Raw genomic sequence first — 14,039 nt, forward strand, 5'->3', positions numbered from 1 at the left:
TACGTGTCAACACTCATAGTACCCAGCATCGCAGCCCTTGAGGCCCGGGCACTGGGAATGGAGCAGATCGAAGCCTCGGCCAATCCCCATGGACGCCAGCCGCGTCCTGTCGTGCGCAAAAGCATCGCCACCCAGACGGATCCGGATGCCCCCTTCATGCGCACACTGGAATCCCTCGACAAACATTTTGGCCCCTTACGCATTGGCGAAGTCACGACCACTCGCGTCGAACTGCAGGCCTTCGGCGCGACAGTGCATGGTCAGCCCATCAGCCCGGCGAATGCCGGCATGCAAAAGGTCGATCAGGCTTTTCTGGACGCTCTCAACTTCGATGCGACCAAGGCCCACGCACGACTGAAGGCCATCGATACCGCCGACATCGATGGCCCCGGGCTGTTGTTCTTTGAAATTTCCAGCCAGCGCTCGTTCAATGCCGGAAAACTCTTCGTCGGCACCGCCGGCCTTGAGCCGGGCAGTGTGATGGAACGCCTCAATCGTTTGTGTCACGCCGCGCAGAAACTGGACATCCAGAAAGTCGACTCATTTGAAAACTCGCCAGGTTGGGTCAACAGAGGCAAAAGCTATCTGATGAGCGGCGCCGGTGTCGGCATGCAGGCGTTCGGTATCTACAGCGGCTACCGGGCCATGCTCGATGCCATCAAGAACGGAGAGACTCGGGAAGCCTGGATTCAGGGTGGCTCGATTGCCGCCGAGCTGGGCTCGTTGATCCTGGAACAGGGTTTCAGCAAAGGCGGCCAGGCCATGCTCACCCAGAGTGGCAATGTCTTCCGGTACTTTCCGCGGACTTCTTTTGGCAAATACCTCAGCCGCGGCGCCGGGATGTTTGCCAGCATTATCACCTTGCCGTTCGACATCAATGATGCAGTGACATCATTCAATGCCGCAGCAGTCACCAGCGGCAAAGAAGCCCAGGACCACTACGTCAGCGGTGGGCTGAGTGTCGCCGGCGCGGCCATCAGTCTGGCGCTGGGCATGGCGGCTGTGGCCGGTTTCGGCAGCGTTGCCGGCCCTCTTGGCCTGGCCGCCGCCGGGCTGCTGATCGCCACCTCGTTGATTTACCAGGCCGCGCGCGTGGTCGATGACATCGACGACTACATCGAACTGACGTTTCACGAGCGTCTGCGCTCCGGCTGGTTCGCCTTCACCCGTCAGGAACTGGACAAGGACGTCATGGACCGTTTCAAGCTGTCCAAGGGCTATCGCGACCATAAGGGCCAACTGGAGATGTCCGCCCGCCAGATGCTCGACGGCGCGTACAAACACTCCCTCGAACACGTCGTCAACGGTGCGTTTCGGGTAGAACTCAAACCCGTGGAAATCTGGCGCTACCGATGGGATGAAAGCGCGGATGAACAGCCGTTCAAAGTCGATAGTTATGCGGCGGTCGTGGAAGGCGACGACGTCATCGATGCCGGCAAGGGTCTGCCGGCAGACCTCGAGGGCAAGGTCTCCGGCAGTGCCGGCGATGGCAAAGGTGTGTTCTGGCGCCTTGGTGATGGCAATGACCGGGTGATCGGGCTGGAGAACCAGCCCAATATTTTCACCTATCGAGCGGATCACAAAGCGCTGACGGGCGGCGCCAAAAGCGACGCGTTCTATCAAGAGGTCACCGAGGCGGAACTCGACCGGACAAGCAAACCGGCGCATCTGAGCGTGCTGGATGGCGGTGCAGGTTCCGACACTCTGGCGTTCGAGGGCAGCCGCCCGCGCAACGACACGCGCAATATCGGCCATGACATCAATCTGCAAAGCGGCAAGGTCAGCCTGCGCGGCCTTGATCCCGATGTCGATGCCCTCCACGTCACCCAACTGACATCGATTGAAAACGTGTCGACGTTGCGCAAAGGCACCAGCCGCGTGACCGGCAGCGATGAAGCCAACCGCATCGCTGCGAATGGTTACGACCAGGTCAACGCTGGCGGCGGTGACGACACCATCGCCATCGGCGGCATCGACTGCCGGGTCGATGGCGGCAGCGGGATGGATCGCTATTACATTGCCGATACCTGCGCACGCACGACGATTGTCGAAGATGGCGAACACGCCAGCCTGATCGAGTTTGGCTGGCCGCAGGACATCATCCAGCACTGGGAAATCAACGACACTGCACTTCGGGTCCGCTCCCTGCGCGGCAAGGATGGCAGCGACCCCGAGCACGTCCTCACCGTCGCAAATGTCTACCAATGGGTCGATGGCCAGCGCCAGCTGAAAAACGACAAACTGGTGTTCAAGACTCAAGACGAATACGAACTGCTGGCGCTGCTGCCAGTGAAACCGGGCGAGGCCCTGATCGAGCGTGTCGACGTGGCAGTGAGCGTTGCCGGCAAACCGGCCCCCGCTGCAGAAATCGTCAATGGCGGTACGGTGGAGATCAATGACCTGGGGCGCAAACGGCATTATCTGTCGCGCATGGCGGGCAACGTCGAGTTCGTCGCCAGGCAACAGGTTGCGCAGACCTCGCGTACGATCCATCTGGATTTCAAAAGCACTGAAATCAGCGACGTGGTCGTTAGCTACAACGTCGAAGTGCGCAAGGGTGTGTCCGGCAACACGCATCTCACCTACAAGAACATCGATCTGGCGCTGCACTTGCCAGAGAAGATCGTGACATTCAAAGGGGTGATTCAGACTATCCCCGCAGCCACCGGTTACAGCGGCCGAAACAGCCTGAAAGTGACGACACCACTGCTCGCACAGGACGTCGTGTTGATCCTGCAGGATGAAGTGTCGTATCGCCTGCAAGTGCCGGATCTGGATTACGAAGACGATGTCCGCAATCCCGGCACCCGCAGCCAAAGCACGCGCAGTTGCCTGAAGCGGCGGAAAGGGAATTATCTGTTCACCCGCCCCGTGCCCGGCGAAAAGCTCTCGCTGCCAGCACAGCCCAGCAAAGTGGTGATTCCGCCAGGCCCACACACCGGCATCTACGTGCTCGATGGGCAAAGCTCGAGTTACGACGTGTACCTTGCCAGCAACTCGATCGTGCGCCTCTCGACGCCGGGTGCCGCCGCCAACACCGCTGACGCTTCTATCTGGAACATTTTCACCAGTGCCCTGAAGGAAACGGTCAAGCGCGACGATATTCAACTGAACGCCAACCGCTTGCGCATCGGTAGCGCGATGGTTGAGTTGCCGACTATCAACGCTGAATCACCCGTGGAGTCAGTCAGCGTCGTGACGTCTGCGGAAAACATCTATGAAGTGTCGCTGCTGTTCGAAGTCTTCCAGTTGTACGTCATCGACGCCCGCCGTTTTGCCAGTGTCGAAGCACTGCTGGCAGACATCGAAGCGCATCGACAGCGTAACGAACTGGCCGCCAACGTTCATGTCACCCACCTCAGCGCCAAGGGCACAACCGGCAAGGTGGTTTACCGCTCGGCGAAAAAGTACTGGAGCGTCGACAGCGATCCGCAGAGCCAGGTCAGGGCTGAGGACTTGCTGATCAGTTCAAAGCAGAAAACCTGATCACGTCTACCCAACATTGAATGCGCGCCGATGTGGCTATGACTGCTGCGCCGGCGCTCGTTCCACTCAGCCAACGGACAGGCTGCGTCATGTTTCAAGGAGTTCATCGCATGCGCCAAAAACCGGGACCTCGCCCCAAGTCACCGACCACCAGTCCACCGCAACCTGCAACACGGCATCCGGCTGACAGCCCGATACTCGCCAGACCGGAAAGCGTTCCGGGCCAATCATCCGTGGACTTGCCTTCTGCCTCCAAACGGCTGCGTCTGGATGAGCCGGACACTTCGCGCCAGCAGGCTGCGTCCATCGCAGTCAGTGTTCTGCCGACGACATCTGCACAAAGCCGCTCTTTTTCGATGACGTCGCTGGAGGATTTCGCCCATCCGTATTTCGGCGATTTGCCAGCGTCAAATGCATCCGGGGTCAGGCACTACCTCGGCCGGGATTGGGTCGATGTTCAGCTACCCGACATCGAAGGCCGACAACACGTTTGTGTTCGCTATGATGCCGAAGTCAAGGCGTATCGAGTGATCTCGTTCCGGCGTACGGCCCCTGGCCCACCGATTTATCGCACCACGCAAGACAATCTCTGGAGTCTGGATCGACACCTGACGTTCCTTAACGCCGATGATCATGCGATCTCCGCGACGCCGAATGCGGATGGCTACTACCCGTTTCACGCTGCCGGATCGAACAGCGACACGGCTGTTCTCGGCTATGCCTTCAGGGATAGCGAGCAGCGCTGGATCGCAATCGATCCGGCGCGGGCAAAGGCTGATGCGCCGCTTGCGCAGTGGTCGGATCAGGACATCCGGCAACTGTATATCGTCGAAGACTCGCAGGTTTCCGCTTTTCGCACAGCCGCGCAACAGTCTGGAAAAGCACCGGAATGGGCGCAGCGGGCACAGAACGTCGAGGATCACACCTTTGTCGCCGACTCGTTGAAATGGTCGCATCCACAACTGGATTCCGCTCAGCGCGCGCAGTTGCTGCGCAGCTATAACCTGAGCAAGGCCCAGTTGAGCCGTTTGCGCAAGGAATCCAGTGACGGCCAGATGCCGGAATGGGCGCAGCAACACAAGCGCCTGACGCTCGACGCCGGCAACGAACAGCGCTTCAAACTGATCGCCGAAGAACTCGAAAACTACCTTCACGACCTGCGCACCCAAGGCCTGGACTTCAATCATCAATGGCCAGCGACGCGATACAGCGATGTGTTTTTAGCTGACTACGCCGCCCATCTCGGCTATCTGCGCACGCGCCACAACATGCTCTTCCGCACCGATATTCCAGCGCTGTTCAGGGGCGAAACCCGTTTGCCGTTCGAACTGGCCAGGGATGGCCGGATGATGTACCGCAAAGGCAATCCCACGGGGACCACGAACAAGCGCGCCTTGAGTGCAACGTTCGGGTTGCACGACGCCACTGCCTACGCAGCGACCAGGGGCGGCTTCTATCACGAGCTGCATTACAACACCCAGGCCAATCGCTTTCCGGGCGTGAATCCGCAGAGTTCCAAAGGGCGTACCGGCGAGTCCTCGGATTCCGCAGACAGTTCCGTGTCGGACGGCAAACGAACCGGAGACGAGGCCGACTCGGACAACTCGTTCGTGTTCGATGATACGACGGGCTATGCGTCCACCCGCCGCCAGCAAACCACCACTTTTGTCTACGCCATCGATACTCGCGGGCTGGAAGTGGTACCGGGCGCGGAAAACAAGGCATTCAACCCCGGCCAGGGCAAATTTCTCTTCGACGCCCTGGAGGGGCACATTTCCACACCGACACGCGGCATCAGCGCCGAACGGCTCTGGCTGGTGCGCTCTGACCTGAGTAAAGCGGCGCGGGTCAAGGACGTGCTGGAACAGGCGGGTGATCGTGCCGCAACAATCGAACAGGCCACCTGGGCGGGCACCGACAGCCGAGCGGCCGGCTACTTTGGCGCTAATGCCTACGATCGCCTGATCGATGAAATCGCCGGCTCGGGCGGTGTGATTCTGGACTTGCCAAAAGGCGACAAGACCTTTGCCGACGACGTCGTCTGGCCGGTCGCCGAGCATGATCGGGCCTGAGATAAAGCGCCATTCATCCAATAATGAATGGCGCGTTTTTAAACGGTAACTTGCAGCTATCCGACCACCTTGATCACGAAGATCGCCGGGATGCTATTGAACGCGTTGTGCCCCGTCGGGTTGGGGTCTACGTCCAGAAATGTGCTCATGCCACTGCTCACGCTGCGGTATAACGGCTTGCTTGAGGATTTTTTGTCATCTGTTTCGCGGTTCAATTCAAGATAAGCCGGACCTGCTTCGAAGTGGCCAAGCGAAGCTTTCGGCACGCCAGACGTACTGAATGAAAAGTCCTGCAGCGGAGCGCTGGTACTGGCCAACAGATTATGCGTCTTGTCTTCGATGAATAACCGCGCACCGTCGAACACGCCCGGATGCACGAGGCTGATTGCGTAACGCTCGCCCTGCGGGACGAACTTCAGCAGCAGCGGTTTATCGTCATCGTGGTTCGCCAGCGTGATGAAACTTGCGACGCGCGAATCAGCCAGTCCGACCTCGGCTTCCAGTTGCTCACCTCTGGTAATCCGCAGGTCGCGAAGCACCTGTTGCAGGCGTTGTTGATTAAGCACCAGCGGCCGGCCATTGAGATAAAGATGCGCGGTGAATGCTTTGCTGTTTACTGTTGCTATAGACATGGGGCGCCACCTGTAAACGTCCCGCCCTCGGTAACACCAACGGCAGGCAAATGCTGAAAAAAGGAAAGAATCAAACGGCGGCTTCAGCCATTACGGCTTTGGCTGTCGCGGCCATGCGCGGAATATCGCCGACCGGGACTTTTTCGGATTTTCGCTTACGTCGGGCAATCACCATGCGATCCGCATAATTCGAGGCGGCTTCAATAACATTGTTAACGTTATGATCAGTTCCGGCATGTTTCATAATGTACTTGCCGGCAATATCGTCCCAAAACGCCCATTCATCTTCATATACAGTCATGACTTCGTCCTTGTTTTTATAAAAGTCGCCCGCGTCCTGCGGGCAACTTGAAATTAAGGCAAAGCCATAAGCGAGACAATACTGGCAAATACGAACAGTTGATTCGAAGTGCAACTACGCAAACAACTCGCCCTGCAACTCATCGAGCAGGGCCTGAATCGCATCCAGACGTTGTTGAGGATCGTCGAGTTGCAACAGATCGATCTTGTCTTCTTCGGCGAACGGCAACAGATAGGCCAATTGATTGGCCAGCGATTGCTGACCGAGCGCATCGGTGCCCATGTTCAGCGCTTCGACCATCGGGTGCTCGGCCAAGGCCTTGAGCAGCGCCACCAGATCGGCGTCCTCATCCTGCAGCGGTTGCTCGGGATCGTCATCCAGCCACTCGACATCGGCGAGAAGCAACTGATCGCGCTGCACCTCGGTGCGCAATACATTGAATCGGCGTCCGCCCTGCACGCGGATCCCCAATAAACCGTTGTCCTGCTGCTGGAAATCAGTGATCCGCGCTTCACAGCCGACCAAGGCAAAACCTTCTGGCGCGACGCCGACTTCACTGCCCTCGAGGATGCACACCACGCCGAATCCACCGCCCTGCTTCATGCAACGGCCGATCATATCCAGATAGCGTGCCTCGAAAATCTGCAAGTCGAGGTTGCAGCCGGGAAACAGCACTGTATTGAGCGGAAAAAGCGGCAAACTCATAGACATTTCCTTACACCACCATCGACACCGCCAACGGCAGGAACACCGCCGTGGCCACGCCCATCAGACTCATCGCCAGCGCCGCAAAGGCGCCGCACTCATCGCTTTCCTGCAACGCCACCGAGGTGCCGACCGCGTGCGCGGTCATGCCCAGCGCCATGCCACGCGCCTCAGGGCTATGCACACCGAGACGGGTCAACAGCGCCGGACCGAAGATCGCGCCAATCACCCCGGTGATCAACACGAACACCGCCGCCAGCGCCGCAACGCCGCCGATCTGTTCGGCCACCAGCATGGCGATCGGTGAAGTCACCGACTTCGGCGCCATGGTCATCAGGATCATGTGCTCGGCACCGAACCACCAGCCCAGCAACACGCCCATGCCCGTTGCCACCACCCCGCCTATCACCAGCGTAGTAAAAATCGGCCAGAACAATTGCCGAATACGTCGCAGGTTGAGATACAGCGGCACCGCCAGCGCCACAGTCGCCGGGCCAAGTAGAATGCTGAGGATCTCGGTGCTCTTGCGGTACTCCGCATAGGTCAGGCCGCAGCCGACCAAAACGCCAATCACCAACAGCATGGAGACCAGCACCGGTTGCAGAAAGATCCAGCGGGTTTTCTCGAACGCCGCCAGCACCAGTTGATAGGCACCGAGGGTGATGCCGATACCGAACAGCGGATGATGAATCACCGAAGCCCAGGCGCCCTGCCAGTCAAAAAGCATCAGGATTCCTCCGATGACGACGGCGCGTGACGCTTGACCAGACGCTGCATCAGCACGCCGGCGAAGGCCATCGACAGAATCAGCGACAGCACCAGCGCGCCGACAATTGCCCAGAAGTCTGCGGCAATTGCTGTGGCATAGACCATCACGCCAACGGCGGGCGGCACCAACAGCAACGGCAGATAACGCAACAGACTGCCGGCCGCAAGGTTCAGCGGTTCGCCGACTTCACCGCGAACGATCAGGAATACGAGCAACAGCAACAGACCGATGATCGGCCCCGGCAGTACCGGCAACAGCAAATGATTGAGCGCCGTGCCGAGCAGTTGGAACAGCACCAGCAGGGTCAGGCCACGTAGCAACATCCGACATCTCCGTCTTACTTTCCACTGTGCAAGTCGCCCGCATTATAAGCACGCCTGCGCTATGGATCGGCATTCGCCAAAAGCATGGTCGGTTGACCGGAGCAAATCGCCATGATGATCTACAGTGGTTCGCAGGGAGGTCAAATCCCCCCACCTGAAAAACTATAAAACCGATGAACCCAAGGAGAGTCTCAATGCCCTATGTTCCCGTTGCAGAGCTCAAAGATTATGTCGGCAAGGAACTCGGACGTTCCGAATGGCTCACCATCGATCAGGAACGCATCAACCTGTTCGCCGAAGCCACCGGTGATTATCAGTTCATTCACGTCGACCCGGTCAAAGCCGCGCAAACGCCATTTGGCAGCACCATTGCCCACGGTTTCCTGTCGTTGTCGCTGATCCCGAAATTGATGGAAGACATCCTGATCCTGCCGCAAGGCGTGAAGATGGTCGTCAACTACGGTCTGGACAGCGTGCGTTTCATTCAGCCAGTGAAGGTCAACTCGAAAGTCCGCCTGAAGGTCGATCTGGGCGAAGTGACCGAGAAAAAACCGGGCCAGTGGCTGCTCAAAGCCACTGCAACGCTGGAGATAGAAGGCTCGGACAAACCGGCCTATATCGCCGAGCCACTGTCGCTCTGCTTCGTGTAAACGTTCCGGATGCGAAGCAGCGCACGCTGTTTCGCGTCACGTCTCTATATATGCCACGCATAGCTGCGGCATACTCGGTCGCCTAATTGCCCGGATCCCGCTATGCGCTCACTTGCTCGTCTTGCACCCCTTGCCTTGACCCTGATGCTCACCGCGTGCGGCGACGGCGAATCGCTGCTGCCCCCGGATGCGCGCCTGCCGGACGGCGGACGCTATCGCGGTGAACTGGTCGATGGCTTGCTGCAAGGTCAGGGCCGTGTCGACTACCCCAACGGCAGTTGGTATGCCGGCCAGTTCGACAAAGGTCAATGGCATGGTCAGGGCGAATGGCACGGCAGCAATGGCGAGATCTATCGCGGCCAGTTCCAGCAGGGGTTGTTCGACGGCCAGGGCAGCCTGACCACCAACGCCAGCAGTTACACCGGCGGCTTCAAGCAGGGCCGGCGCGAAGGCGAAGGCACGCTGAAAGAAAACGCCATGACCTATCGGGGCGAATTCAAGGCTGACCAGTACTCCGGGCTCGGCCGTCTGGAAATGGACGACGGCAGCTCCTATCAAGGCCAGTTCGCCCACGGCAAACCCAACGGTGAAGGCCAGCGTGGCGATGCCAGCGGCAACACGTTCAGCGGGCATTTCGTTAACGGGCAGCTGGAAGGCAACGGCACCTTCAACAGCGCTGACGGCGATATCTACGTCGGCGGCTTCAAGAACAATCAATTGCACGGCAAGGGCCGCTACGAAAACGCTGACGGCGATGTCTGGCTCGGTCAGTTCAAGGAAGGCGCGCTAACCGGTAAGGGTGAACTGATCGGTGCCGACGGCAGCCACTACATCGGCGCATTCAGTGACTGGCGCTTCAGCGGTCAGGGCCGCTTGAACCTGTCCGATGGCAGCTTCTACATCGGCGGTTTCGATAACGACAGCTACGCCGGACGCGGCACCCTGGTGCTGACCGATGGCAGCGTGATGAGCGGCACCTGGATCAACGGCCAGCGCGTGCGCGACGCCGACGGCAAGTTACTGCCCGACACCCTCGAACTCGGCTTGCTCGCTCAGGGCCGCTTGCTCGACGACGCATTGGCCGCCATCCCCGCGTCGACCCCGGCGGTCGAGTTGTACACCCTGACCCTCGGCGGCGACGGCAAGCAAAGCGTATTCCTGCGCGAATCCGACTACGTCGCCAACATGCTCAGCACGCGCTTCGGTGCTTATGGCCAGATCCGTCTGGTCAACCACCGCGACCACCTCGGCGACCGGCCGATGGCCACCCGCGAGAACCTGCGCCGCGCCGCACAAACACTGGCCGAGCGCAGCGGTCCGGAAGATCTGCTGTTTATCTACCTGACCAGCCACGGCACTGCCGAACACGAACTGGTGCTCGACCAACCGCGCATGGAGCTGGCCGACCTGCCTGCCGACGAACTCGCTGCGGTGCTGGCACCGCTGAAAAATCGCGACAAGATCATCGTGATTTCCTCGTGCTACTCCGGCGGTTTCATCCCGGCGCTGAAAGACGAACGCACGCTGATCATGACCGCCTCGCGTGCGGATCGGGTGTCCTTCGGCTGCTCGGAAGAAGCCAACTTCACCTATTTCGGCGACGCGCTGTTCGCCCAAGCGCTGAACCAGACCGATGATCTGGAACAAGCCTTCAAACTGGCCAAGGCCACCGTCGCCGAGCGTGAACTGGCGGACAATTTCGAAGCCTCGGAGCCGCAGATCTGGGCGCCGAAAACCGTGCTGTCGCACTGGCAACTGCTGCGTAAACAGCAAGCCAGAAAAGCATTGCAAAGTGCTGCGTTGAACGACGGAGCGACAAAGAGCAACTAAGCTGAACAGTATCAAGGGAGAGACACTATGTACTTGACGCCTCAGCACGTATTGCTTGCCGGAGCCACCGGTTTGACCGGTGAACATCTACTCGACCGTTTGCTCAACGAGCCAACGATTTCTCGCGTGCTCGCCCCTTCGCGTCGGCCATTGGCGGAACATCCACATCTGGAAAACCCGGTGGGTGATCCGCAGGTGTTTCTGCCGCAGCTCAGTGGCCGCGTCGATATCGCCTATTGCTGCCTCGGCACCACGATCAAGCAGGCCGGATCGGAAGCGGCGTTTCGCGCGGTGGATCTGGACATGGTCGTGGCGTTTGCCAAACGTGCGCGGGAGATGGGCGCGCGGCATCTGATCGTCATCAGTGCGATCGGCGCCGACCCGAAGTCGTCGGTTTTCTACAATCGGGTCAAAGGCGAAATGGAGCAGGCACTGCGCGCGCAGGACTGGCCGCAACTGACCATTTGCCGGCCATCGCTGTTGTTGGGTGAGCGGACTGAACCGCGTCTGGCCGAGCAATTGGCCGGGCCGTTGTCGAAGCTGATTCCGGGTAAATACCGTGGTATCGAAGCATGCCAATTGGCGCGGGCGATGTGGCGGTTGGCGCTGGAAGAGCAGGATGGCGTGCGGGTGATCGAGTCGGATGATTTACGCAAGCTCGGCAAATAATCTATAGCGCCCGGAAGAAAGTTTTCGCGAGCAGGCTCGCTCCCACATTTGCACCGCGTCCCCCTGTGGGAGCGAGCCTGCTCGCGAATGGAGTGCGCAGCGCTCCCCTACAATCCGCCAGTCGCCTGAAAACTCACGCCAATCACCGTGAGCAATGACAGCGGCAACAGCAGCGTATCGAGCAAGGCACTCGCCGGCAGATCCACCCCCGGATAGCTCGGCGCCTCAGCCCCGAACCGATCCATCGCGCAACAGCCGCCATTCATCGCGTACAAGTCCAGCCGCGTTCCGGAATACACCACCGGTGCGCCCGGTTTCGCCGCATCCAGCGTGCGCGCCGTCGCGCACCCGGTCAGCAACAACGCCAGCCCGATCGCCAGCAGCTTATTCATCGCTGCTCAGGTGATGCTCACCCCAACGCGGCAGCATGTCCTGGGGAATGCCGAGCAGATTGAGAATCCGCGCCACCACGAAATCGATCAGGTCGTCGATAGTCTGCGGCTGATGATAGAACCCCGGCGAGGCCGGCAGAATCGTCACGCCCATGTTCGACAACTTGAGCATGTGCTCCAGATGAATACTCGAATATGGCGCTTCGCGCGGCACCAGAATCAATTGGCGACGCTCCTTCAAAGTGACGTCGGCGGCGCGCTCGATCAGGTTGTTGCAGGCGCCGGTGGCAATCGCCGACAACGTCCCGGTGGAACATGGCACCACGACCATCGCCGCCGGTGCGCCGGAGCCCGAAGCTACCGGCGACATCCAGTCTTCCTTGCCGTACACGCGGATCTGCCCGGCGGCAGCCCCGGTGTATTCGGTCAGGAAGGCCTGCATCATCTGCGGCTTCGGTGGCAGCGTGACATCCGTCTCGGTGGCCATGACCAATTGCGCAGCCTTGGAGATCAGGAAGTGCACTTCGCGATCTTCCCGCACCAGACAATCGAGCAGGCGCAAGCCGTACTGAGCGCCGGAGGCACCGGTCATCGCCAGCGTGATGCGTTCGGGGCCATTGCTCTCAAAACGAGTGTTCATTGCAGCGCCTCGGCGAGTTTGCCGTGCAGGCCGCCGAAGCCGCCATTGCTCATGATCACTACGTGAGTACCGGGCTGGGCCTGGCTCTTCACGCGTTCGATGATGCCTTCCAGCGAATCGCTGACAATCGACGGCACGGTGCACAACGCGGCGATGCCGGCCAGGTCCCAGCCGAGGTTGGCCGGGGCGTACCAGATCACCTGGTCGGCATCGACCACGCTGTCCGGCAAACCGTCACGGTGCGCGCCAAGTTTCATCGAGTTGGAGCGCGGTTCGATGATGGCGATCAGCGGTGCGTCGCCGATGCGCTTGCGCAAGCCGTCGAGTGTGGTGGCAATCGCCGTCGGGTGGTGGGCGAAGTCGTCGTAGATGGTGATGCCGCGTACTTCGGCGACTTTCTCCATGCGACGTTTGACGTTCTTGAATGCGCTCAGGCCGGCGATGCCCATCGACGGCACCACGCCAACATGCCGCGCCGCCGCCAGAGCCGCCAGGGCGTTGGCAACGTTGTGCTGACCAGTCAGCTCCCACTCGACGGTGCCTTGCGACACGCCTTCGAACATCACTTCGAAGGCCGAACCGTCTTCGCTGAGCAGTTTGACTTGCCACTGACCGCCGGCACCGGTGGTTTGCACCGGGGTCCAGCAGCCCATCTCGATCACACGCTGCAAGGCCGGCTCGGTGGTGGGGTGAATGACCAGGCCTTCACTCGGGATAGTCCGCACCAAGTGGTGGAATTGCCGCTCGATCGCCGGCAGATCCGGGAAGATGTCGGCGTGATCGAACTCAAGGTTATTGAGGATCGCGGTGCGCGGACGGTAGTGCACGAATTTCGAGCGCTTGTCGAAGAAGGCACTGTCGTATTCGTCTGCCTCGATCACGAAGAACGGTGTACCGCCCAGACGCGCCGATACCGAGAAATTCTGCGGCACACCACCGATCAGGAAGCCCGGGCTCATGCCGGCATGTTCCAGCACCCAGGCGAGCATGCTGCTGGTGGTGGTTTTGCCGTGCGTACCGGCTACCGCCAGTACCCAGCGACCTTGCAGCACGTGGTCAGCCAGCCACTGCGGGCCGGAAACGTACGGCAGGCCTTTGTTCAGCACATACTCCACCGCCGGGTTGCCGCGCGACATGGCGTTGCCGATCACCACCAGATCCGGTGCCGGATCGAGCTGCGCCGGGTCATAGCCCTGCGTCAGCTGAATGCCTTGGGCTTCAAGCTGCGTGCTCATCGGCGGATAGACGTTGGCGTCGGAACCGGTCACGTGATGGCCCAGCTCTTTGGCCAACACCGCCATCGAGCCCATGAAAGTCCCGCAGATACCCAGAATATGAATGTGCATAGTCGACCTCGTAAAACATGGCCGCAGGTTAGCGTAGGGAGGGGGAAATCGCACTCTTTAGGTGAGGGGCGGGGTGGGTGGGCCGTAACATCTCGACTCGACTGCAGACTGCCGCCCTCACCCCAGCCCTCTCCCAGAGGGAGAGGGAGCCGATCTGCGTCGTTTTCAAATCCTGAGTTCGACTCGATATTTCAGGTCGGCGTAGATCAGTAGATCTGAATCGG

At 59.9% G+C, this 14,039-nt stretch carries 13 protein-coding genes; 5 read left to right on the top strand and 8 right to left on the bottom strand.

Features of this window, described 5'->3' with window-relative positions; genetic code table 11:
- The first annotated feature begins 3 nt into the window (after positions 1 to 3).
- A complete protein-coding gene (locus AB4N44_RS13640; RefSeq protein ID WP_460108698.1) occupies positions 4 to 3,486 on the top strand; it encodes a calcium-binding protein in 3,483 nt (1,160 codons plus the stop codon).
- A 38-nt stretch (positions 3,487 to 3,524) separates the two neighbouring features.
- A complete protein-coding gene (locus AB4N44_RS13645; RefSeq protein WP_238786303.1) occupies positions 3,525 to 5,558 on the top strand; it encodes a hypothetical protein in 2,034 nt (677 codons plus the stop codon).
- Positions 5,559 to 5,614: 56 nt separating this feature from the next.
- Here the strand turns inward: AB4N44_RS13645 and AB4N44_RS13650 are convergent, their stop codons facing one another.
- From AB4N44_RS13650 to AB4N44_RS13670, 5 genes are all read right to left on the bottom strand, one after another.
- Positions 5,615 to 6,190 carry a hypothetical protein gene (locus AB4N44_RS13650; RefSeq protein ID WP_127929913.1) on the bottom strand — a complete coding sequence of 192 codons (576 nt, stop codon included), beginning with the start codon at positions 6,188 to 6,190 and terminating at the stop codon, positions 5,615 to 5,617.
- A 70-nt stretch (positions 6,191 to 6,260) separates the two neighbouring features.
- Complete coding sequence (locus AB4N44_RS13655) at positions 6,261 to 6,491, bottom strand: hypothetical protein (RefSeq protein ID WP_127929914.1); 231 nt, start codon at positions 6,489 to 6,491, stop codon at positions 6,261 to 6,263.
- A 114-nt stretch (positions 6,492 to 6,605) separates the two neighbouring features.
- On the bottom strand, positions 6,606 to 7,196 hold the full coding sequence (locus AB4N44_RS13660; protein ID WP_127929915.1) for an LON peptidase substrate-binding domain-containing protein: 591 nt from the start codon (positions 7,194 to 7,196) through the stop codon (positions 6,606 to 6,608).
- 10 nt (positions 7,197 to 7,206) lie between these two features.
- Positions 7,207 to 7,923, bottom strand: a complete 717-nt coding sequence (locus AB4N44_RS13665; RefSeq protein WP_053124192.1) for an LrgB family protein — start codon at positions 7,921 to 7,923, stop codon at positions 7,207 to 7,209.
- Positions 7,923 to 8,288 carry a CidA/LrgA family protein gene (locus AB4N44_RS13670; RefSeq protein ID WP_127929916.1) on the bottom strand — a complete coding sequence of 122 codons (366 nt, stop codon included), beginning with the start codon at positions 8,286 to 8,288 and terminating at the stop codon, positions 7,923 to 7,925. Before AB4N44_RS13670 ends, AB4N44_RS13665 begins: the two co-directional genes overlap by 1 nt.
- Positions 8,289 to 8,482: 194 nt before the next feature.
- Here AB4N44_RS13670 and AB4N44_RS13675 point away from each other — a divergent pair, with 194 nt between their 5' ends.
- The 3 genes from AB4N44_RS13675 to AB4N44_RS13685 all read left to right on the top strand — a co-directional run bounded on the left by AB4N44_RS13675 (position 8,483) and on the right by AB4N44_RS13685 (position 11,437).
- Entirely contained in the window at positions 8,483 to 8,938 is a 456-nt protein-coding gene (locus AB4N44_RS13675) for a MaoC family dehydratase (RefSeq protein WP_007909575.1), read from the top strand.
- A gap of 102 nt (positions 8,939 to 9,040) precedes the next feature.
- Positions 9,041 to 10,768, top strand: coding sequence for a C13 family peptidase (locus tag AB4N44_RS13680; protein WP_127929917.1), 1,728 nt, complete (start codon positions 9,041 to 9,043; stop codon positions 10,766 to 10,768).
- Between the two features lie 27 nt (positions 10,769 to 10,795).
- Positions 10,796 to 11,437 carry an oxidoreductase gene (locus AB4N44_RS13685; protein WP_008083662.1) on the top strand — a complete coding sequence of 214 codons (642 nt, stop codon included), beginning with the start codon at positions 10,796 to 10,798 and terminating at the stop codon, positions 11,435 to 11,437.
- 107 nt (positions 11,438 to 11,544) lie between these two features.
- Here the strand turns inward: AB4N44_RS13685 and AB4N44_RS13690 are convergent, their stop codons facing one another.
- Genes AB4N44_RS13690 through mpl form a run of 3 tightly spaced genes read right to left on the bottom strand, consistent with a single transcriptional unit; the run spans position 11,545 to position 13,815 of the window.
- Complete coding sequence (locus AB4N44_RS13690) at positions 11,545 to 11,829, bottom strand: YceK/YidQ family lipoprotein (RefSeq protein ID WP_460108695.1); 285 nt, start codon at positions 11,827 to 11,829, stop codon at positions 11,545 to 11,547.
- The gene (gene ubiX, locus AB4N44_RS13695; RefSeq protein ID WP_007909567.1) at positions 11,822 to 12,469 is read right to left on the bottom strand and encodes a flavin prenyltransferase UbiX; all 648 of its coding nucleotides are present in this window, start codon (positions 12,467 to 12,469) and stop codon (positions 11,822 to 11,824) included. The genes AB4N44_RS13690 and ubiX overlap by 8 nt, the downstream gene beginning before the upstream one ends.
- Positions 12,466 to 13,815, bottom strand: coding sequence for a UDP-N-acetylmuramate:L-alanyl-gamma-D-glutamyl-meso-diaminopimelate ligase (gene mpl, locus AB4N44_RS13700; RefSeq protein WP_460108694.1), 1,350 nt, complete (start codon positions 13,813 to 13,815; stop codon positions 12,466 to 12,468). Before mpl ends, ubiX begins: the two co-directional genes overlap by 4 nt.
- Positions 13,816 to 14,039 lie beyond the last annotated feature (224 nt).

The sequence above is a fragment of the Pseudomonas sp. S3_C06 genome, assembly GCF_054667675.1.